This is a genomic window from Cryobacterium sandaracinum (genome assembly GCF_004403415.1).
In the GTDB taxonomy this organism is placed as follows: Bacteria; Actinomycetota; Actinomycetes; order Actinomycetales; family Microbacteriaceae; genus Cryobacterium; species Cryobacterium sandaracinum.
On record NZ_SOGO01000007.1, the window covers coordinates 136,076 to 156,195 of the forward strand.

Sequence of the window (20,120 nt, forward strand, 5' to 3'; positions counted from 1 at the left end):
GCCGCGGGAACCCGGCCGCCAGTTCAGCCGTCAGTTGGGAATGAGTGCCGTACTCAGCAGTCGAGACGGATGCGCCGGTCAGGCTTCCAGCAGCGTCTCCAGCACCGGAATCAGCTTGCCAAAGGCCCTCGCCCGGTGGCTGTGCTCGTTCTTCACGTTCGGGGTCAGCTCGGCGGCGGAGATCGCATAGCCGTCGGGCAGGAAGATCGGGTCATAGCCGAAGCCGCCGGCGCCGCTCGGCTCGGTCAGGATCTGCCCGAGCCATTCCCCGGTCACGTGCCACTCCGTGCCGTCGGGCATGGCCAGCGCGGCGACGCAGGTGAAGTGTCCGCCGCGGTGCTCGGCGGCCACATCGCCCAACTGCCAGAGCAGCAGCTGCAGGTTCTGGTCGGAGTCCCGGGCGGGCCCGGCCCAGCGTGCCGAGAAGATGCCGGGCGAACCGCCGAGGACGTTCACGCAGATGCCGGAGTCGTCGGCGATGGCCGGCAGACCGGTGTGCGCGGCGGCGGCGCGCGCCTTGATCAGAGCGTTCTCGGCGAAGGTGACGCCGTCTTCGACCGGCTCGGGGCCGTCGTAGGCCAGCACGTCGAGGTCGGGGAGCCGGGGGGCGAGGATGCGCCGCAGCTCCTCGACCTTGTGCTGGTTGTGGGTGGCGAGAACGACCTGCATGGCCCTAGCGCCCCAGCGCCGTCGTCTGGAACTCGGTCAGGGAGATCGTCCCGGCCAGCGCCAGGTCGAGCAGAGAATTAAGTTCGGTGCGGTCGAACGGCGCGGCCTCGGCCGTGCCCTGCACCTCCACGAAAAGGCCGCGGCCGGTTACGACCACGTTCATGTCGGTCTCGGCCCGGGAGTCTTCGGTGTAGGCAAGGTCGAGCATGGACTCACCGCCCACGATGCCCACGGAGATGGCTGCGACGCTGTCGATCAGAGGCTGGGCCTTCTGGCTGAGGAACTTCTTCTCCCTGCCCCACTCGAGGGCGTCGGCCAGGGCCACGTAGGCTCCCGTGATAGCCGCGGTGCGGGTGCCGCCATCGGCCTGGAGCACGTCGCAGTCCAGCACAATGGTGTTCTCGCCGAGTGCTTTCATGTCGACCACGGCGCGCAGGCTGCGTCCGACCAGGCGGCTGATCTCGTGGGTGCGCCCGCCGATGCGGCCCTTGACCGATTCGCGGTCCATCCGAGAGTCGGTGGAGCGCGGCAGCATGGAGTACTCGGCCGTGACCCAGCCCTTGCCCTTGCCGGCCATCCAGCGGGGTACGCCGTTGGTGAACGAGGCCGTGCAGAGCACCTTGGTGCGCCCGAACGAGATCAGGGCCGACCCTTCGGCCTGGTCGCTCCAACCGCGCTCGATCGTGACGGGGCGCAGCTGGTCGTTCGTTCGTCCGTCTACGCGCACGGTGTCGGTCACGGGGTCTCCTTGGGGTTGGGATGCGATGCGGCGAACTCGGCAAGCTCGCTCAAACTGAAGGACCCGGTCTCGACCAGATCGACACGACCGATTTCCGGCCCGATCAGCCGGTGAGCCAGGTGCAGAAAATCGTCGGCGCTGTCGCCGGTGGCCTCGTACCGGTAGCTGGGTGGCGCCTGCTCGGTGCGTTCCAGGCCCTGGCTCACCAGCAGCCGGTACACGTCGTTGGCCGTCTCGGTGTCGCTGGAGACGAGGGTCACGGTGTCCCCCATCACGTAGGAGATGGCACCGCGCAGGAAGGGGTAGTGCGTGCATCCGAGAACGAGCGTGTCGACTTCCGCGGCACGCAGCGGGGCGAGATAGCCTTCGGCGACCGACAGGAGTTCGTCGCCCGTGGTGATTCCCGCCTCGACGAATTCGACGAACCGTGGGCAGGCCTGCGTCAGGAGCTGGATGTCGGTGGCCGCGGCGAACGCGTCGTCGTAGGCGCGCGATTTGACTGTGCCCAGTGTTCCGATCACGCCGACCCGGTTGTTGCGGGTGGTGCGCACGGCACGGCGCACGGCCGGTTGGATGACCTCGACCACGGGAACGCTGTAGCGCTCACGGGCATCCCGGAGCATCGCGGCCGAAGCGGTGTTGCAGGCGATGACCAGCATCTTCACATCTTGGGCAATCAGGTCGTCGAGAACGTCAAGGGCGAAACCGCGCACATCCGCGATCCTCTTCGGGCCATACGGAGAATGCGCAGTGTCTCCGATATAAAGGATCGATTCATTCGGCAGTTGATCCTTGATTGCCCGGGCGACAGTCAGGCCGCCCACTCCGGAATCAAAGATTCCAATCGGTGCATCCGTCACGACAGTCGAGCCTAGTCGGAATCCCTGACCCCCACCCGTGTACGCGCGGCACCCGGTCCGGCGCGGCCGGAGATCACCTCTCGGACAGGAAGATTGACGGCATGTTCCCAGTCTCGCCCCGGTAGCGTCAGCACGTTCCATTCGGGGAATATGGCCGTAACTACACTCGGAATATGGCTCCCGCCAACCGACGGACGCCGCAACAGAATGACGTCACATTCGTTGTTTGAGGAGATGATCGCCGTGAATGATCGAGTCGTAATCACCGGGCTGGGCGCCTTGACGCCCCTGGGCAACAATTGGCGCGACACGTGGTCGGGTCTCACCGGCGGCCGCAGCGGCGTAGCCCGGATCACCCAATTCGATCCCGCCGGTCTGCCGACGCAGATCGCCGGCGAGGTGAAGAACTTCATTCCGGCCGAGCGGATGACCGTGAAGCAGGTCAAGCGCGCATCCCGAGCCTCGCAGCTCGCGATCGCCGCAGCCCGCGAGGCGGTGGCTGACGCCGGTTTCGGCGCCTCCATGGAAGGCATCGACACGGCGGTCGTCGTCAACAGCGCCGTGAGCGGCTTCGCGGAGATCCAGGAAGCCACCGAGCTCGTCAACTCCGGCGACTCCCGGCGCATCCCGCCGCGCTTCGTGCCCTCCGCCCTGTTGAACATGGCCGCCTGCGAGATCGCGATCGACCTCGGCGTCCACGGACCGGTCAACGCGAGTGCCCTTGCCTGCGCCAGCGGGGCCTACGCACTCCTCGAGGCACGCACCATGCTCGTCATGGGTGACGCCGACGTCGTCATCGCCGGCGGGGTCGAGGCTGCGATCACGCCCGTCATGTTCGCGGGCCTGAACGCCATGCACGCGGCCTCCAAGAACAACGATTCCCCGGCCGAGGCCTCTCGGCCGTTCGACGCCGACCGCAACGGACTCGTCTTCGGTGAGGGAGCGGTCATCTTCGTGATGGAGCTGCTCTCCCACGCCCGAGCCCGCGGCGCCCAGATCTACGCGGAGGTGCTGGGCGGCGCCCTCACCAGCGACGGCCACAGCATCGTCGCGCCCGAACCCACCGGCAAGTTCGCGAGCCTGGCCATGACCCGCGCACTCATCAAGTCGAAGTTGAACCCGAGCGACATCGACATGATCTGCGCCCACGGCACGTCCACCCAAGCCAACGACCGGGCCGAGACCTCGGCGATACGCCAGGCACTCGGGCACGCTGCCGATTCCATCGCCGTCACCGCCCCCAAGTCGATGACCGGCCACATGATCGGCGCCGCGGGTGCCCTCTCCGGCCTGCTCTGCGCCCTGTCGGTCCGAACCGGCATCATCCCGCCCACCATCAACTACACGACCCCGGACCCGGATTGCACGCTCGACTACGTGCCGCGGGTCGCCCGGGAGAAGCCGGTGAAGTTCGCCCTGGCGAATGCGTTCGGCTTCGGCGGGCAGAACTGCATCGTCGCCTTCGGGGCGCTGTAGGCCTTCTGCTCCGACAAGAACACGTATCGGGCCGGGCGGATAAGCTTTCCGGGTGACCGAAACCTCAGCATTCCGCACCGACCGGTACGAACTCACCATGGTGGACGCCGCGATCCAAAGTGGAACCGCCGCACGAGAGTGCCAGTTCGAGGCCTTCGCCCGGCACCTCCCCTCCGGCCGCCGCTACGGCATCGTGGCCGGCACCGGGCGGCTGCTCGATCTCATCCGGGCCTTCCGGTTCACGGATGCCGAACTCACCTGGCTGAGAGACAACCGTGTGGTGCGCGAGCCCACCATCGCCTGGCTCGCCGACTACGCCTTCCGCGGCACCATCTGGGGCTACCGGGAAGGCGAGGCCTACTTCCCGGGCTCGCCCCTGATCACGGTGGACGGCACCTTCGCCGAATGCGTCATCCTCGAAACCCTGATTCTCAGCGTGCTCAACTACGACAGCTCCGTCGCCAGCGCGGCCGCACGGATGGTCTCGGTCAGCCTGGGCCGCCCCCTCGCCGAAATGGGTTCGCGCCGCACTGGCGAGTACTCCGGGGTCGCCGCCGCCCGGGCCGCCTACATAGCCGGTTTCGCCTCGACCAGCAACCTGGAGGCCGGCCGCAGCTGGGGCGTGCCCACCATGGGCACCGCCGCCCACTCCTTCACTCTCCTGCACGACAGCGAGGAAGACGCCTTCCGTGCCCAGATCGCGGCCTTCGGACCGGCCACCACTCTGCTCGTGGACACCTTCGACGTCGCCGCGGGCATCGAACTGGCCGTCAGGGTGGCCGGACCGGCGCTCGGGTCGATCCGGATCGACTCCGGCGACCTGCCGACCAGGGTGGCGGAGGCCCGCAGCCAACTGGACTCGCTCGGTGCCGTCAACACGCACATCACCGTCACCAGCGACCTCGACGAGTTCTCCATCGCCGCCCTGTCCGCGTCGCCCGTGGACGCCTTCGGCGTGGGCACATCGGTGGTGACCGGTTCGGGCTCCCCCGCCGCCGGGATGGTCTACAAACTCGTCGCGCACCGCGACGACGCCGGAGACTGGGTGCCCGTCGCCAAGACCTCACCCGCGAAGAGCTCGGTCGGCGGCCGAAAGCGGGCCGTGCGCCGGCTCGACTCCGCCGGGATCGCGCGCGCCGAGGTCGTCCTGATCGGCGAGGATCCGGCCGACTCCACTCCGCCCGCAGAGCCTTCGGGCCGGGACCGCGTGCTGCTGGTGCCTCTGATCACCGACGGCGTGATCGACGAAAGTTACCTCGGGGCGGCCGGCACGACCCGCGCCCGCGCGCACCACGCAGCCGTCATGCAGGAATTGCCGATCGAGGCCTTCCGCCTCGGGCGCGGCGACCCCGTCATCCCGACCCTGTACCGGTAGCGCTCAACCGGCAGGTCAGGCCTTCATCTTCTCGTAGATGGCCTTGCAGGCCGGGCAGACCGGGAACTTCTCCGGGTCGCGTCCGGGCAGCCACTTCTTGCCGCAGAGGGCGCGCACCGGCTTGCCGGAAATAGCCGATTCGAGAATCTTGTCTTTGGGCACGTAATGCGAAAAACGCTCGTGGTCGCCCGGCTCGATGTGCTCCTGGTTGAGGAGTTGCTCGAGCTCACGGTCGAGCGTCGAGGTGCCGCCGCCGCTGCCGGGGTTTCCGGGTTCTGCGATGCTCGCGCGAAAGTGATCAGTCATGCACTCAGTCTAAACAACCCGCGGGCACACCGGCAGGCCTGCCGATCCTGCCCGCGAGCCGGAGCCCGGAGGATACCGCGAGCGAGTCGCGCGGGAGCTGCGCCCCTCCGCGCGTGGCGTGCCGGCGGCGCAGCGGCGCAGCACGCGCGCCACGCGAACGTCAGGACGCCTAGGCCCGCACGGCGGAGGCGATCATCTCCGGCCCGCGCCGTTCGAACGCGAGCGAACCCAGAAAGACCCCGCCCACGAGCGTGATCAGTCCGCTGGCGACGCCCAGCACGAGCGCCGGAATGTTCCAGACCGGGTCGACGAAGACGCCGAGCAGCGCGCAGGCGAGAGCCGGGAGCGAAAGCAGGATCGACCCCGCAAAGGTGAACGACTGGATCAGCGCGGCCGCCGTGTCCGACGCCTGAGGCTGAGCGAAAGGGCTGTCTCCCGGCTTGGTCGCCGGATAGGGGAAGCGCGCCGATGAATAACTCGAGAGCCCGAGCCCGGTCAGCAGGATGCTGGTGCTCACCCCCAGGATGGACGGCATCACCGCCCAGTCGCCGTAGACCGACACGCTGATCGCCGACCCCGCCGCGATCATCGGGATCCCCACGAAGAGTGCGGGAACCAACCGGCCCATCCGGTCCTCGAATCCGCGGGTGCCGGAGGCCACGTGCAGCCAGACCGCGGTGTGGTCCAGGGCGACGTCGTTGTGCAGGGTCCAGCCCAGGAACACACTCATCAACGGCACCGCCAGAAGAGCGAGGTAGGAGATCGGCAACCCCGCGAACGACAGCGGCAAGATGACGATCAGTGGAATGACCGGGATGACGATCACCGACATCCAGTACCGGGAGTCGCGGCGCCAGTAGGTGAGGCTACGGGCCGCAATCGCACCCATCGGAGTGTGCGGCATGCTGTCGAACCACCCGAGCCCGCCGTACTGGCGGGCCTGAGCCTCGCGGCCGGGCGTGACGAGCATCCGTGCCACCAGTCCCTGCCAGGCCAGCCACAGCAGGTACGTCGTTGATGCGGCCATCGAGAGCTTGAGCACGGCCGCACCCCAGAGCCCGGTGGAGGCATCCCCGGGAACGGCCCAGGCCGCACCGAGGGGCGTCCAGCCGAGGATGCCCGCCAGCCCGCCGATCAGGTCGAGGCCGTAGCGACCCCAATCGAAGTTGAGCGCCAGAAGCACGACGGGGGCGATCATCACCAGAAGAAGCACCCCGATGATTCCGGTGAATTCCCGGGATCGACGCGTTGCCAGCAGGAACGCCCCCAGCGACGTGCTCACCCGGGACACGAGCATGCAGGTGGCCAGCAGCAGGGTGGCGGAGGCGAGGGCGAGCACCGTCACTAAGAGGCCGCGGGACCAGGTCACGACCGTGCCGAGCAGCACGACCGAGAGCACGAACGCGGGCACCCCGACCAGAGAGGACAGCGCCAGACCGAACGAAAGCCTCCGGCTAGGGATGCCCATGGTCGCGAATTTGCGCGGGTCCATGGTGTCGTCGATCCCGAAGACCAGCGGGAACAGCAGGAAGCCGAGCACGACGAGTGATCCAGCGACGACCAGGCCGTCGCGAATGGCGACGGGATCTCCCGTGAAGCGCAGCCCGACGAGCACTACAAAGAGGCCGACGGCCAGGGCGAGGCCGTAGAGCAGGCCGATCACGATGCCGGCGACCTGCCAGGGGCTGCGCCGGAACAGATTGGCGAGCAGGCGGACTTTCAGTCCGAGAAACTGTGCAACCACTCCATGCCCTCCGCCACCTTGCGTCCACCGGCCAGCTCGATGAACCGTTCCTCGAGCGTTTTCTCGCCGCGAACCTCGTCGATGGTGCCGGAGGCCAGCACCGCACCCTCCACGATGATGGCGACACGATCGCAGACGCGCTGGATCAGATCCATTCCGTGGCTCGACAGCACGACCGTTCCACCGCTGGCGACGTATTTCTGCAGGATCTCCGTGACGTTGACGGCGGAGACCGGGTCGACGGACTCGAACGGCTCATCGAGCACGAGCAGTCGCGGCGAATGGATCATCGCGCAGGCGAGTGCGATCTTTTTCGTCATGCCGGCCGAGTAGTCGGCGACGAGGCGATTAAGCGCGTCTTCGAGGCCGAAGGCGGTTGCCAGGTCGGCCGCGCGCTGCCGCACGGTGACGTCGTCGAGACCCCGGAGCACCCCGGAATAATAAAGCAGCTGGGCTCCGGTCAGGCGGTCGAACAGGCGCAGTCGATCAGGCAGAACGCCGATGATGCGCTTGGCGGCCATCGGGCTCCCCCAGACGTCGATGCCGTTCACCGTGACGGTGCCCGCATCCGGCCGGAGCAGCCCGGTGACCATGGAGAGCGTCGTGGTCTTGCCGGCGCCGTTGGGCCCGACGATCCCGAAGAACGACCCCGCGCGAACCTCGAGGTCTATGCCCGATACCGCCACGGTCCGGCCGAAGCTCTTGTGCAGACCGCTGACCGCGAGCACAACCGGCGGGGCGAGATCGAGCGCAGCCGGCGGAATCACCGGGCCGCGCTTGCGGGAGGCCCGTTTCACGACGGGCGGTTCCGCGGCAGCGGGGGCGGCAGCGGGGGCGGCGGCAGGCAGCAGCTCCGTTTCGGCGGACCCAGGCAGCTGCACCAGTACGGGCACCAGTTCGATGCCTGCCGACACGGATGCGTCGGCAGCGGATGCGTCGGCAGCGGATGCGTCGGCAGCGGATGCGTCGGCAGCGGATGGCCGGGGCACGGACAGCGCGGTGACCAGGACCGGCTCGGCCTCCTCGCCCGGCGACGGGATGAACTCCGGCAGAACCTGCGTGGCAGGCTCCGCGTCAGGTTCGACACTCTCAGAGTCAGTGGTGAGAGGCTCAGAGACAGGTTCGACTGACCTCGCGTCAGGTTCGGCGACGGCGGCCGCGGCCGCGGCCGCAGCCAAGGTCGCCGCCCGGATGGCCGCAGCCCGCGCTGCGCTGGCCTTGGCCGCACTGGACCGGGCCGCGCCGGTTTTCGCGACGGACTCAGATTTCGCCGCTGCCGTGCGCGCGGCCGTGGCCCGTACTGACGTCGTGCGAGCCGACGTCGTGCGAGCCGCGGTGATGGGAGGAGAGGCGAGTGTCGGGGCGTCGGCCGTCGGCGACGTGCCTTCAGAGTCAGACTCCGGCGCTGCGACGGGCCTTTTCGGAGCCGGTCTCGGTGCGGGCTTTGGGCTGGCCCTGGCCGCGGGTTTCTTCGGAAGGGGCGCCCTGGGGGTGCCCTCCCTCGCCTCTGCAGCCGCTTTTGCGCGGGCCGTACTCGGTCGCCCGGCGGCCACACGGGGGGTAGCCTTCGTGCGCGGCGGCGCCTTGGGGACAGGGGCCTTGCGCACCGGGACGGTGCGCACAACAGCCGGCGTCGTGGCCTGTGTTTCAGCAGAATCTAGCGCAGAAGAGGGCACCTTCTGCTCGTCGGGCTCGGATGTCGGGGGCGCTGGAGTCACCTCGCTAACCTACCAAGGACCGTCTGACATCGCAGGCTTCGGGGGTCACCCGGAAACACAGTCAGGCGCTGCCCAGCCACGGGCGCCCGGGTCACGAAAGCAACACGGAAAGGAGTCCGCTCTTCCCCCCAACCGAGGGCGTAGGGTACTCTCGAGTTGGCATAACGGTGTGTCTATACGTGAACGTACAAGTGAACCCTAGACAAACTCGATCTGAATCTGAGAGAGTCTCGGTCACTCGAATTCTTTTTTGAGGAGACAATCGTGACCACCCAGGTAGTCATTTTGGCAGCAGGTATGGGCAGCAGACTCGGACGTTCGCTTCCGAAGCCGCTCACCGAACTCAACGACGGTCGAACAATCATGCAGCAGCAGTTCGACAACATCGCGCACGCCTTCGGCAAGAAGGCGAAAGTTACCATCGTGGTCGGTTACAAGCTCGAGCACATCATCGAGGCCTTCCCTCAGGCATCCTTCGTTTACAACGAAGAGTATGACCAGACCAACACCTCGAAGAGCCTTCTGCGCGCTCTCCAGGCGTCCACCACCGGCGGTGTGCTCTGGATGAACGGTGACGTCGTCTTCGACCCGGCCATTCTCGACCGCGCTGCCGCGATGGTCGCTCGCGACCAGTCCTTCGTCACCGTCAACACCTCCAAGGTGTCCGACGAGGAGGTCAAGTACACGACCAGCGCCGAGGGCTACATCAAAGAACTCTCCAAGACTGTCAAGGGCGGGTTGGGCGAGGCAGTGGGCATCAACTACATTTCCAGCGCGTACAAGGCTGTACTGGTCCACCACCTGACGAAGGTCGCCGACCAGGACTACTTCGAGCGCGGCATCGAACTCGCGATCGAGAAGAACAACCTGTTGGTCGAGCCTCTCGACATCTCCGATTTCTACGCGGTCGAGGTCGACTTCGCCGAGGATCTCGAACGGGCGAACCTCTTCGTCTAGCGGCGCCTTTCGCGGGGGCGCGCGCCGCGCCCCTACGATAGAGCGCGTGAGTAGATATGCGGAAGTGCGCCCTGAGCAGCGCACGTCTTTCGCCAGGTACCGTCATTCCCTCTGGTTGCTCACGCAGCGGGATCTGCGGGTGCGCTACTCGACGTCGCTGCTCGGTTACTTCTGGTCGATTCTCGACCCTCTGGTCATGGCTGGTATCTACTGGTTCGTCTTCACCCAGGTTTTCCAGCGCACGGTGGGCAACGAACCGTATATCGTCTTCCTGCTGTCGGCGCTGCTGCCGTGGATGTGGTTCAACGGCACCGTGTCCGACTGCACCCGCGCGTTCCTGCGCGAAGCGAAGCTGATTCGGTCCACCCGAATACCCCGCACGATCTGGGTGAACCGGCTCGTGCTGTCCAAGGGCATCGAGTTCGTGGCGTCCATCCCGGTGCTTCTGCTGTTCGCACTCATCTCCGGGGCTGAACTCAGCGCGGGTGCGGCCCTCTTCGCCCTCGCGATCCTGCTTCAGACGATCCTGACCGCAGGGATCGGGCTGATCGTCGCTCCCCTCGTGGTCTTCTTCCGCGACCTTGAGCGGGCCGTGAAGCTCATCCTCCGCTTCCTGTTCTACGCATCGCCGATCATCTATGGCACCGCGGACCTGCCCACGGAACTGCAGTTCTGGGCCGGCTTCAATCCGCTCAGCGGCCTGTTCAGCCTGTACCGGGCCGCGTTCTTCCCCGAGCAGCTCGATTGGAATCTCGTGCTGATCAGCGCGCTGATGTCGGTCCTCTTTCTTGTCGCCGGCCTGGTTGTCTTCACGCGCACCGAGCGCGCCGTCCTGAAGGAGATCTAGTGTCGGCACCGGTGATCACCCTCACGGGTGTCGGCATCCGTTTCCGCCGCAATCGACGCGGTCGGCGCTCGTTCAAGGACCTGTTCGCCGCCCGGAGGCGGCGCATCCGCCCGAACGAATTCTGGGCGCTGCGGAACGTTGCGTTCACGGTGCAGCGCGGCGAGGCGATCGGCGTGGTCGGTCGCAACGGGCAGGGCAAGTCGACCCTGTTGAAGCTGGTCACCGGCGTCGTGCTGCCCGACGAGGGCTCGGTGCGCGTGACCGAGGGTGTGGCCCCGCTGATCGAGATCACGGGTGGCTTCGTGGACGACCTCACTGTGCGCGAGAACGTCTACCTGACCGCGGGCCTGCACGGGATGACGAAGAAGCAGATCGCGGCGCGCTTCGACGAGATCATCGCCTTCGCGGAGATCGCCGACTTCGTCGACACGCCCTACAAGCACCTGTCCAGTGGTATGAAGGTGCGCATCGCGTTCGCCGTGATTTCCCGGCTCGAGGAGCCCATCCTGCTCGTGGACGAGGTGCTCGCCGTCGGCGACAAGGCGTTCCGGGAGAAGTGCTACCGGCGGATCGAGGAACTGCTCGCCGGTGGGCGAACTCTGTTCTTCGTGTCCCACAACGAGCGGGACCTCAAGCGCTTCTGCACCCGAGGCCTCTACCTTGACAAGGGTGCGCTGGTTCTGGATGCCCCCATCACCGAGGTGCTGGCGCTCTACAACTCGCAATACGGGATCAAGCCGGCCTAACGGGCCGAGGCCATCACGGCATCCGGATCTTCCAGGCCGTCCCGGGAGGGCGGCAGTTGAGCGGAATTGAACCCGGTCATCAGATCGCCCGGCTCAATGCCGAGCACTGTGGCAAGCCGGATCAGGGTATGGAAAGTGGGGTTGCCAAGTCCCCGGTCGATCCGCGCGTAGTTGGACACGTTGAGGCCGGCCAGGTGGGCGACGGCCTCCTGATTGAGGGACAGCTGGCGCCGCCGACGACGCAGGCGAACACCGAGGATTCGGGATGCTTCTGACTTCGGCTCAGGCATTCTCCTTGTATAGGCGCGCACCGAGTTTTCCGCCAGTGGCACCCAGCCGGGGCACGTAAACTCATCGGGACACTGACGGAGGGCACTCTGATGGCCAAAAAAACCAAGCCGATTATTTCCGAGACGGGTGGCCTGCCGAAAGGCGGCCAGCTCCCCACCGGGATCGTCACGGGCTTCGACCGCGTGATGGCGATTCACCGTCCTGCCGTGCTCGCGCACATCCGTTCCGTGCGCCGCCGTTCCCCACAAGCGTCGCCCGTGGAGATCATCCGGATCCTGGAGCGGCGCTACCTCGCCGCCGTCACCACCGGGGGTGCCGCGGTCGGCGCGACGGCGGTCATCCCGGGGGTCGGCACCGCCGTCACCCTGGCCATCTCCGGCGTGGAGACGGCCGGGTTCCTCGAGGCCACCGCCCTGTTCACGCAGTCGGTGAGCGAGGTGCACGGCATCACGGTCGAGGACCCCGAGCGGGCACGCGCTCTGGTGATGACGATGATGCTCGGCCGCGAAGGCTCAGACCTGGTGCGCCGGCTGGCCGGCCAGGTCTCCGGCTCCGGCGTCCCGCGCGCCGCTTACTGGGGCGAACTCATCACGACCAGCATTCCCCGGGCCATCATGGGACCGCTGACCGATCGGCTGAAGAGCAGCTTCATCCGGCAGTTCGCCGCCAGGGGCGGCGCCAGCTTCATCGGCAAGGCCCTGCCGTTCGGTGTGGGCGCCATCATCGGGGGTGCGGGCAACCACATCCTGGGCTCGCGGGTCGTTCACTCGTCGCGGCTCGCGTTCGGCCAGCCGCCGGTCGGTTTCCGCGAGGAACTGGACCCCCGGGTGCGGATCGTCGTTCGGGAATCGCCGGCCCGCCGCATCCCGGGGATCACCCGGCTGTCCCTGACCGGCCTGTCCGGCCGGCTGTCCCCCCGGCGACGGATGCCCGGAGCACCGGACCCGACAACGCCGACACCGCCCCGTGCAGACTAGAGCTTCTCGACGTCGCTGACCTCGTCCGTCGGAGCGTCGATGGCTGGTTCGACCACTTCCAGGCTCACGGCCTGCGGGTGGGATGTGTCGAAGCGCTCCCACTCGTCCATCAGGTGCGCCACAGCGGCGTGGAAACGCTCCGTGGCGACTCCGGGACCGGTGTCGCCGAAGTAACGCTCGACCCAGATCTTGAGCCGGTCATGGGCCTCGCTGTCATGGGTGAGATCGTCGAGCACGCCGAGGATACTTCCCGCATCGTCGACGTTCAGCCACTCGCAGTCGGAGAGATAGCCGCCTGAGTCGATCTGAGCGGCCGGGTCGACCGGGCGGGTCACCATCAGGGCCTTGCCCGAGGCCAGACGGTCGTAGACCATCGCCGAGATGTCGACGATGGCGACATCCGCTGCCGACAACTGCCAGCCCAGGTCGGGGCTCGCGTCGTAGATGTGCCGGGCCGAGGCATCGCGCGCATTCGCCGTCGCGATGGCCGCGATGATGGTCTTGTTCGCCGCGCCGTACTCGCTGCTCACCACGCCGCTGCGGGGGTGCGGGCGGTAGATCACGCGGTGCCGGCCCGAGGCCAGCAGTGACGTCACCAGGGCAACGCCGTGGGACGCGATCGAGCCGTAGGCGGCGGCTGGCCGGTCGCCTTCCCAGGTCGGAGCGTAGAGGATGACCTGGCGCTCGTCCGGGGCGAACGGCGTCGCGCCGGAGTAGAAGTCGGCCTGGGGGCGGCCGATCTTCAGTGCGCGCTTGTCGAAGTCGTAGTCCCAAAGCACCTTGTCGAGACGGGCGATCGCGGCGTCGCCGGCGACGAAGGCGTAGTCGTAGGCCTTGATCTGGTTCGTGACCATGTACATTTTGTCGCTCTCACCGTGGTTGATGAAAACGTGCCAGCGGCCCCCGTAGCGCATCATTTGGAAGTTGCGGGTGTTCTGGTTCACGTAGAACACGATCCGGATGTCCTGCTGGGCCAGCACCTGCTCGAGGTCGACGACCCGGCGAACGTAGGCAACCGGGAGCGGGGACTCATCGATCAGCGGCAGGGCACCTGCCCCGCTGCGGCTCAGCACCAGGACGGGCCAGGTCTCGGCGAGCTTCGCGAGCGGCTTGTACCACTGCCGCATCTGGTACAGATTGACGTCGCCGTCGGCGAAGTAGACCGCGATCTTGAAGTGATTCCGGGGCAGCGGCTCACGCGTGGACAGCCGCCCGTTCAGCAGCCGCTGTGCCTTGCGGGACGCCGTGACGTCCCTGACCAGCTTGAGCCCAAGCCTGACGTCTCGTTGAATACCCACCCGTCAAGAGTACCGACGATGCCACTCGACCGAGCGCCTCTGGCCCCCCGAAGGGGACGTGACGACGGAATCGTTAGACGATGGGCGGCCGTCCGGCCAGCGTCATCCGCCACACCGTGCGCGCCCTGAGGGGACGCCGCTCCCCCGGGTCGGTGGTCCACCCCTCGCGGAAACCGGTGAGCCAGGCGCGCAGCGCGCCCGGATTTCGAGCCCAGCGCAGTACCTGGATCAGAAGCCAGGACCCGGCGTAGACGGGCACGAGCAGGACCGGAAGGTTACGGCGGGCCAGCCAGACCCGGTTGCGGGCGTTCAATCGGTAGTAGTCGGCGTGCCGGGTGGGCGCGATCACGGGATGATTCGCTTCCAGCTCGCCGGCGTACCAGGCGCGCAGGCCCAGGTCCCAGACACGCCAGGCCAGCTCGATGCCCTCATGGGCGTAGAAGAACGGCTCGGCCCAGCCCCCGGTGGCGTCGAAGGCGGCCCGGGGTAGCAGTACGGCACCCTCCCAGACCGAGAAGACGTTGCTGGAGTGGGTGGCTTCGCCCTTGCGGATGCGCGGAATCCAGCGTCTCGGCGACACGATCCCGGCCGGGTCGACCACTCGGGGCTGCAGGAGGCCGATGGTCGAATCCGCCCGCAGCACGCCGATGGCATCTCGCAGAAAGTGCGGGTCCGGGATGCTGGCGTCGTCGTCGAGGAAGAAGAGAAACTCGCCCGCGACGCGGGAGACCCCGCGGTTGCGGCCGGCCGGAATGCCCAGGTTCTCGGGCAGGCCGAGCGTCTTCACCTGGTCCGGCAGCCCGGTCGGCTGCCAGCCATTGCCCACGCACACGATGTCCAGGAGAACTCCCTGCTGGGCCAGCAGACTGCGGATGCCGCGGGCAAGGTCGTCGGGACGGGTGCCCTGGGTGAGCAGCACGACCCCCACTGTCGGCAGGGCGGGCCCGACCGGTGAAGCGCTAGGACCGGACACGCTTGGACGCCATGATGGCCACGAAGTGGCCCACCAGTGAGAGGAAGGCCAGCGGGACGAGCACGATCAGCACGAACCGGTCGACCGCCGGCTCGCCGAGGAAGCTGCCGACGACCGCGGCGACGAAGATCAGCATGGTCAGTTCGACCGAGTGGTACAGCCGGTGGAACGGGAGGAACCGGGCCAGGCGGCGGGCGCGGGCGATGAAGCTCGACGTCGGGGTCTGCTCGTGCTTGCGATCGGCGAGTTTGGTCAGGCCGGCGTTCGCGCGGGCCACGTGCACCATGTCGTTGAGGGCCTTGTTCAGCACGATGACGAGGGCGAGCAGCAGTGCGAGCGTGGTCCACAGGAAGTCGGCGGGGGCCTCGAACGGGTAGAAGGCGCACCGGATCCCGAACGCGATCGGGATGAGGGCCTCTGTCGTGTAGTGCCCAACCTTGTCGAGGAACACGCCGGCCGGGGAGGACTGCCGGCGCCAGCGGGCGACCTCGCCGTCGGAGCAGTCGACCAACATCTGCAGCTGCCCAAGCAGGAGGGCGAGCATCGCGCCCCAGATGCCGGGAATGAGCAGCGCGGCCGCCGTGGACCAGCCGACCAGGATCATCAGGCCGGTGACGCCGTTCGCCGAGATTGAGGTCTTCAGAAGTATCCAGGTCAGATACGGGGAGATGTCGCGCAGGTAGAGCGACGCCGTCCAGTGCTCGGCGTTCGCCCGCAGCCGAACTTCCGGCGGCTGGGCCACGTGGCGCAGCTCGGCGATTGAGGAGGGTCGAGTCGCCGCGGGATTCGCTGACGTCATTGGTGCCTTCCGGTATGGGCCGTGATGTTGGTGGTGAATTTCAGAAACCCGAGCAGGAAGCCGATCCCCCAGCAGAAGTGAATGCAGGGCAAGACTACGAGAAACCACAGCCCGGCACGAAACCCGTCCGACCGGGTCACCAGGGCCGTGGCCACGGCGACGAGCCCCAGGTAGGCGGCGGGAATCAGAAAACCGAGCAGCAACCACGGGTTCGCCCCGGTGAGGAGCTGAACCAGGCCAGCCAGCCCGGCCAGAGTGCCGACAGTGACACCCAGGACCATTACGGGCGGGGCGAAGTAACGGATGCCGTTGTCCTCGGGATATCGGCGGGCGAGTTCCCCTCGCCAGAGGCCGGTGGACACCATCTGCCGGGCCAGCCGGGCCAGACTCGGCCGGGGCCGATAGACGACCCGGAGCCGAGGTGTGAACCAGACGATGCCGCCCTGGTCGCGCAGGCGGCGGTTGAGTTCCCAGTCCTGGCCGCGCTTGATGCCCTCGTCGAAGAGGCCGACGCGCACGATGCTGTCCATCCGAAAACAGCCCAGGTAGACGGTTTCCGCGGGGCCCTCCGGGCCGCCGATGTGCAGGGGAGTGCCGCCGAGGCCGATCTTCGTGCCGTAAGCGCGCGCGACGGCTTTCTGGAACGGGCTTTCCCCCTGGGCGTCCATGACGCCGCCGACATTGTCGGCGCCGGTGCGCTCAAGGGTCTCCACGGCGATGCGGGCGTAGTCCGGCGGCAGCACCGAATGGGCGTCGACGCGAATGACGAACGCGTACTGCGAGGCACGGATAGCCGTGTTGAGGCCTGCCGGAGTGGAGCCGATCTCGTTCGCCACGATGCGGATGCGCGGATCAACCGCGGCCATCTCCTCAACCAGTTCGGTTGTGCCGTCGATGCTCGGGCCGAGGGCCAGGGTGACCTCGAAAGGCCCCGAGTAATCCTGGCGGAGCAGACTGGTCACGGCGGCGCGCACATGGGTGACGTCGTTCAGCACCGGCATCACATAGGAAACCCCGAGCAGGGATGCGGCTCCGGAAGAGGGATCCTGGCTGGTCATAGTTCCATTCTTCTGGCGGGAGGTAAGAGCCTACCAGCCGGGTGTTTCCTGCCTGCATCGGGGCCGCAAACGACAGCTGCGCCGCCGGTGGATCACCGGCGGCGCAGCTGTTGTTCTCTGGAAGGAGCGAGTGGTCAGCTGGAGAGTGCGCCGACCGTGACGGATACCGTGGCCGACTTTCCATCGCGCACAAAGGTGAGGTCGGCCGTCTCGCCGGCCGCGAGAGCGCGCACCTGGGCGGTGAGGTCGTTCGCGTCGGTGATGGGTAGATCATTGAGGTTGGTGACGATGTCGCCCTTTCGCAGTCCGGCCTTCTCCGCTGCACCGCCCGCCGAAACCTCGCTGATCAGGGCGCCGACGGTGGCGCTCTCCGGGCTGCCGGCGGCGCTGGTGACACTGGCGCCGAGCAGACCGTGGCTGGCCGTGCCGGTGGCGATCAGTTCGTCGGAGATACGCTTGGCCAGGTTCGACGGGATGGAGAAGCCCACGCCGATGCTGCCGGCGGCCGCCGAGTCGCCGCCCGCGCTGGCGATGGCGACGTTGATGCCGATCAGCTCGCCCTTGGCGTTGAGCAGGGCTCCGCCGGAGTTGCCGGGGTTGATCGCGGCATCCGTCTGGATGACCGAGAGTGAGATGCTGCCGGTGGAGGGAGCCTGGGCCGCGCCGCCGTTCTGGTCGGGAAGGTCGAAAAAGAACGGGCTCTGCTCTTCGTCGGGTGCGGAGTTCTCGGGTGTCGACGGGGCAGCCGAGGAGGCGATGGAGATGCTGCGGTTCAGTGCGCTGACAATGCCGTCGGTGACGCTGCCGGAGAGGCCGAGCGGTGCGCCGATCGCGATGGCGCTGTCGCCGACGTTGAGCTTGCCGGAATCGGCCCATTTGATCGGCGTCAGGCCGCTCGCACCGTCCAGCTTGATCACGGCGAGGTCGGAAACCGGGTCGGTGCCGACAATGGTGGCGGCGTAGAGCTTGCCGTCACTGGCGGTGACCTGAATGCTGGCGTCGGCTGCGGCGCCGTCGAGGGTGACGACGTGCGTGTTCGTGAGAATGTAGCCGTCTTCGGACAGGATGACGCCGGAACCGGTTCCGCCGGAGCTGCCGTCGGAGGCGGCGATGGTGACGACACTGGGCGTGGCCTTGGCGGCGACCGCCGTGATCTGGTTGACGCTGTCGGTGTTGTTGACCACGACCGTGCTGGGGCCGTCGGCCTGGCTGGTCGGGATTCCGACGGTCTGGTTGGTGACCACGAAGGCCGTGACGCCGGCGCCGGATGCCCCTCCGACGAGAGCGCCGATGGCGAGGGCCGCGATCAGGGCGATATTACCCGATCGGCGAGGTTGCGTGCGCGGGCCGACGGGCTGGTCGGCGGCGTACCCGTTCTGACGGGCGTAGGACTGCGGCTGGGTATTCGGCGCGTAGGGATTCGAGGTGGTGCTTTCCGCGACCGGGCGACCGAAGGAATCCGTGGCGTACACGCGCGCGGGCTCGGCCGAGGCGGAGGTGGACTGGGCCGCGGTGGGCTGGGCCGGCGACTGCTCAGAGGCGGAAACTGTGTCGGGGATGACCTCGGTCGGCTTCTCGTCGCCGGGGGTGCCGCCGGAGGAGTGATCCGCAGAGGGCTGGGCCGTGGCGGAAGCCTCGCCGGCCGCATTGACTTCGAATGGGACTGCGTCGTCGGGATCGGGAGTGGTGCCGGGTGCCTGCGGATTGTCGGTCATGGTGTGCTCCTTCCAAGCATTTCCACCTTGACTCCTGAACCTGAACGAATGATCTGTGCAGCCTGGGAGCATTCAATGACGACGCCGTGACTTGCGCGGTGCCGGGTCGATCAACACAGTTAGCAACCCGGACCAGCCGGGTTTGTCGTGCACTCGCGGTTGACGAGCACCGTCTGGGCATTCCCCACGATCACGCCGAGCGGGCTGGCCGAGGTCGACAGCGTACCCTGCACCGGCCGCCAGGCAAGGCCCGCGAAGCGATACTCGGCCGAGTACACCACCGCGACGACCACGGCATAGCTTCCCGGACTGGCGAACGCGTGGCTGGTGGCGGTGTCGGAGAATTCCGGGAGGCCCAGTGCCGCCCAGGTCGCGCCGCCCGAGTTCGTGCTTGCCTGGGCACCGTCGCCGTAGGACCAGCGGTAGCCGACCGGGGTGAAATGAACCTCCGCCGGATATCCCAGCAAGGCGCCGGTACGGGAGTGCTCGGATGCCGACGCGATGAAGTTCGCGGGCAAACCCGCCACGCTCCAGCCGCGCGGTTCCATCGTCTGGGACGGCGCCGCGGGCTGGAAGTTGACCAGATCACTAACCCTCACCACGAGGTTCGGGTCGCACGGCGACCCCGGAATGCAGTTGACCGTGAAGTCGTCGCGCACGAACGCCAGCGGATCGACGACGGGTGCTGCACCGACTTGGCCGCCACCGGCGTTGCCGCTGCCGCTGCCGGAACCGGACCCGCTCGCCCCGGATCCCGCTCCGCCACCGGCTTCGTTCCCGGACCCCTGTCCCCCGCCGGTCTCGTACCCCGCAGAAAGGTCCACCCCGCCGTTGTTGATGGCACCGTTAGCCTCCGGGCAGCCCCCAATCTGAAGGTCAGCACGACTGCAGGAACCATCGGCGGCAAGAGTCGGTTCGGGGATCGTGAGGACTATCAAGGCGGTCAGGAAGCAAATCATGATGGCGACGTTCGTCCGCATTACTTGCATATTCCGGCCCCGTCCCAGACATCAGCGCTCGACACAAGGAGCTTGACCGGCTCTCGCGAGACGAGATCAAACGACACGATGAAGGGAGTGAAATCTGGTCTCGCATCCTTCACGACGGAGTCACCATTCACGTTCACCACGTCCACTTCCGAGATGTCCGAGCACAAGTAGGTGGTAACTATCCCTCGGCCGGCTTTTTCAGTTAGGCTCAATCCTGAAGGATTAAGTCCGAAAACCGACTTTCGCCGACGCTTCTGAGTTTGTTGGACCGGACCTGGGCGTAACCTTCCATCTCTATCTCGGCTAGCGTTTCAGTGGAAAACGCACGAATTCGGTCTGGGTTTTCCCCACCCTCCGCGAGGATCTGGTCTGACATTGCCAGATACGCCGCATAGGCTTCGGTGGCCGCAGCCAGAGCTTCCTCATCGGACGCGAAGACGGGGGCATCCGTCGGCGCGGTCGTCTCGGACGCCTGGGGCGCTTGGGGCACCGGTTCGGGCGTGCAACCGGTCAGCGCGAGTGTGCCGAGCAGCAGCAGCGGGCCCAGAACGAGGAGGTCGCGCTGCACGGTCCGCATGCGGCC

Annotated in this window: 20 protein-coding genes; 6 read left to right on the forward strand and 14 right to left on the reverse strand. The window is 67.2% G+C overall.

The features are described 5' to 3' along the window. Window positions 1-78 precede the first annotated feature (78 nt). The 3 genes from rdgB to murI are packed head-to-tail and all read right to left on the reverse strand — an operon-like array spanning window position 79 to window position 2,268. Complete coding sequence (gene rdgB / locus E3T25_RS01640) at window positions 79-669, reverse strand: RdgB/HAM1 family non-canonical purine NTP pyrophosphatase (RefSeq protein WP_104100213.1); 591 nt, start codon at window positions 667-669, stop codon at window positions 79-81. 4 nt (window positions 670-673) lie between these two features. Beyond that, window positions 674-1,408, reverse strand: coding sequence for a ribonuclease PH (gene rph, locus E3T25_RS01645; RefSeq protein ID WP_104171581.1), 735 nt, complete (start codon window positions 1,406-1,408; stop codon window positions 674-676). Further along, window positions 1,405-2,268, reverse strand: coding sequence for a glutamate racemase (gene murI, locus E3T25_RS01650; protein WP_104100215.1), 864 nt, complete (start codon window positions 2,266-2,268; stop codon window positions 1,405-1,407). Before murI ends, rph begins: the two co-directional genes overlap by 4 nt. Before the next feature lie 243 nt (window positions 2,269-2,511). Between murI and E3T25_RS01655 the strand changes: the two genes are divergently transcribed. Further along, a complete protein-coding gene (locus E3T25_RS01655; protein ID WP_198411977.1) occupies window positions 2,512-3,744 on the forward strand; it encodes a beta-ketoacyl-[acyl-carrier-protein] synthase family protein in 1,233 nt (410 codons plus the stop codon). 52 nt (window positions 3,745-3,796) lie between these two features. After that, window positions 3,797-5,119 (forward strand): nicotinate phosphoribosyltransferase, encoded by a 1,323-nt coding sequence (locus E3T25_RS01660; protein WP_104100217.1) that lies wholly within the window; start codon window positions 3,797-3,799, stop codon window positions 5,117-5,119. 15 nt (window positions 5,120-5,134) lie between these two features. On the opposite strand, the gene E3T25_RS01665 is transcribed toward E3T25_RS01660, so the two are convergent. The 3 genes from E3T25_RS01665 to E3T25_RS17235 form a co-directional block, all read right to left on the reverse strand. Next, window positions 5,135-5,425: a DUF3039 domain-containing protein gene (locus E3T25_RS01665; RefSeq protein ID WP_104100218.1), complete on the reverse strand. Its 291-nt coding sequence runs from the start codon at window positions 5,423-5,425 to the stop codon at window positions 5,135-5,137. A gap of 169 nt (window positions 5,426-5,594) precedes the next feature. Continuing rightward, window positions 5,595-7,169, reverse strand: a complete 1,575-nt coding sequence (locus tag E3T25_RS01670) for a PAM68 family protein (RefSeq protein ID WP_241980521.1) — start codon at window positions 7,167-7,169, stop codon at window positions 5,595-5,597. Further along, entirely contained in the window at window positions 7,145-8,347 is a 1,203-nt protein-coding gene (locus E3T25_RS17235) for an ABC transporter ATP-binding protein (protein ID WP_241980523.1), read from the reverse strand. Before E3T25_RS17235 ends, E3T25_RS01670 begins: the two co-directional genes overlap by 25 nt. A gap of 804 nt (window positions 8,348-9,151) precedes the next feature. Here E3T25_RS17235 and E3T25_RS01680 point away from each other — a divergent pair. Genes E3T25_RS01680 through E3T25_RS01690 form a run of 3 tightly spaced genes read left to right on the forward strand, consistent with a single transcriptional unit; the run spans window position 9,152 to window position 11,437 of the window. Next, window positions 9,152-9,844, forward strand: a complete 693-nt coding sequence (locus tag E3T25_RS01680; protein WP_104100219.1) for a phosphocholine cytidylyltransferase family protein — start codon at window positions 9,152-9,154, stop codon at window positions 9,842-9,844. Between the two features lie 46 nt (window positions 9,845-9,890). Continuing rightward, window positions 9,891-10,691 (forward strand): ABC transporter permease, encoded by an 801-nt coding sequence (locus tag E3T25_RS01685; RefSeq protein WP_233191298.1) that lies wholly within the window; start codon window positions 9,891-9,893, stop codon window positions 10,689-10,691. Beyond that, window positions 10,691-11,437: an ABC transporter ATP-binding protein gene (locus E3T25_RS01690; protein WP_104100221.1), complete on the forward strand. Its 747-nt coding sequence runs from the start codon at window positions 10,691-10,693 to the stop codon at window positions 11,435-11,437. The genes E3T25_RS01685 and E3T25_RS01690 overlap by 1 nt, the downstream gene beginning before the upstream one ends. On the opposite strand, the gene E3T25_RS01695 is transcribed toward E3T25_RS01690, so the two are convergent. Then, window positions 11,434-11,727 carry a helix-turn-helix domain-containing protein gene (locus E3T25_RS01695; RefSeq protein WP_104100222.1) on the reverse strand — a complete coding sequence of 98 codons (294 nt, stop codon included), beginning with the start codon at window positions 11,725-11,727 and terminating at the stop codon, window positions 11,434-11,436. The genes E3T25_RS01690 and E3T25_RS01695 overlap by 4 nt on opposite strands. Window positions 11,728-11,817: 90 nt before the next feature. On the opposite strand from E3T25_RS01695, the gene E3T25_RS01700 reads away from it, so the two are divergent. Next, window positions 11,818-12,705 carry a hypothetical protein gene (locus tag E3T25_RS01700; protein ID WP_241980525.1) on the forward strand — a complete coding sequence of 296 codons (888 nt, stop codon included), beginning with the start codon at window positions 11,818-11,820 and terminating at the stop codon, window positions 12,703-12,705. Here E3T25_RS01700 and E3T25_RS01705 read toward each other — a convergent pair. From E3T25_RS01705 to E3T25_RS01735, 7 genes are all read right to left on the reverse strand, one after another. Next, window positions 12,702-14,003, reverse strand: a complete 1,302-nt coding sequence (locus E3T25_RS01705; RefSeq protein WP_104100223.1) for a hypothetical protein — start codon at window positions 14,001-14,003, stop codon at window positions 12,702-12,704. The genes E3T25_RS01700 and E3T25_RS01705 overlap by 4 nt on opposite strands. Before the next feature lie 73 nt (window positions 14,004-14,076). Continuing rightward, on the reverse strand, window positions 14,077-14,976 hold the full coding sequence (locus tag E3T25_RS01710) for a glycosyltransferase family 2 protein (protein WP_104100224.1): 900 nt from the start codon (window positions 14,974-14,976) through the stop codon (window positions 14,077-14,079). Then, on the reverse strand, window positions 14,963-15,775 hold the full coding sequence (locus E3T25_RS01715) for a CDP-alcohol phosphatidyltransferase family protein (protein ID WP_134371737.1): 813 nt from the start codon (window positions 15,773-15,775) through the stop codon (window positions 14,963-14,965). Before E3T25_RS01715 ends, E3T25_RS01710 begins: the two co-directional genes overlap by 14 nt. Beyond that, a complete protein-coding gene (locus tag E3T25_RS01720; protein ID WP_241980526.1) occupies window positions 15,772-16,833 on the reverse strand; it encodes a glycosyltransferase family 2 protein in 1,062 nt (353 codons plus the stop codon). The genes E3T25_RS01715 and E3T25_RS01720 overlap by 4 nt, the downstream gene beginning before the upstream one ends. Before the next feature lie 134 nt (window positions 16,834-16,967). Continuing rightward, on the reverse strand, window positions 16,968-18,548 hold the full coding sequence (locus tag E3T25_RS01725; RefSeq protein WP_134371739.1) for a S1C family serine protease: 1,581 nt from the start codon (window positions 18,546-18,548) through the stop codon (window positions 16,968-16,970). A 119-nt stretch (window positions 18,549-18,667) separates the two neighbouring features. Then, the gene (locus tag E3T25_RS16600; RefSeq protein ID WP_166785922.1) at window positions 18,668-19,528 is read right to left on the reverse strand and encodes a hypothetical protein; all 861 of its coding nucleotides are present in this window, start codon (window positions 19,526-19,528) and stop codon (window positions 18,668-18,670) included. A 217-nt stretch (window positions 19,529-19,745) separates the two neighbouring features. After that, window positions 19,746-20,114: a hypothetical protein gene (locus E3T25_RS01735; RefSeq protein WP_134371743.1), complete on the reverse strand. Its 369-nt coding sequence runs from the start codon at window positions 20,112-20,114 to the stop codon at window positions 19,746-19,748. Window positions 20,115-20,120 lie beyond the last annotated feature (6 nt).

Excerpts from the sequence above, each read along its gene's own strand:
- rdgB (WP_104100213.1), bottom strand. The coding sequence starts at position 669 with ATGCAGGTCGTTCTCGCCACCCACAACCAGCACAAGGTCGAGGAGCTG.
- E3T25_RS01665 (WP_104100218.1), bottom strand. The coding sequence starts at position 5,425 with ATGACTGATCACTTTCGCGCGAGCATCGCAGAACCCGGAAACCCCGGC.
- E3T25_RS01695 (WP_104100222.1), bottom strand. The coding sequence starts at position 11,727 with ATGCCTGAGCCGAAGTCAGAAGCATCCCGAATCCTCGGTGTTCGCCTG.
- E3T25_RS01700 (WP_241980525.1), top strand. The coding sequence starts at position 11,818 with ATGGCCAAAAAAACCAAGCCGATTATTTCCGAGACGGGTGGCCTGCCG.
- E3T25_RS01715 (WP_134371737.1), bottom strand. The coding sequence starts at position 15,775 with ATGACGTCAGCGAATCCCGCGGCGACTCGACCCTCCTCAATCGCCGAG.
- E3T25_RS01720 (WP_241980526.1), bottom strand. The coding sequence starts at position 16,833 with ATGACCAGCCAGGATCCCTCTTCCGGAGCCGCATCCCTGCTCGGGGTT.
- E3T25_RS01725 (WP_134371739.1), bottom strand. The coding sequence starts at position 18,548 with ATGACCGACAATCCGCAGGCACCCGGCACCACTCCCGATCCCGACGAC.
- E3T25_RS16600 (WP_166785922.1), bottom strand. The coding sequence starts at position 19,528 with ATGCGGACGAACGTCGCCATCATGATTTGCTTCCTGACCGCCTTGATA.
- E3T25_RS01735 (WP_134371743.1), bottom strand. The coding sequence starts at position 20,114 with ATGCGGACCGTGCAGCGCGACCTCCTCGTTCTGGGCCCGCTGCTGCTG.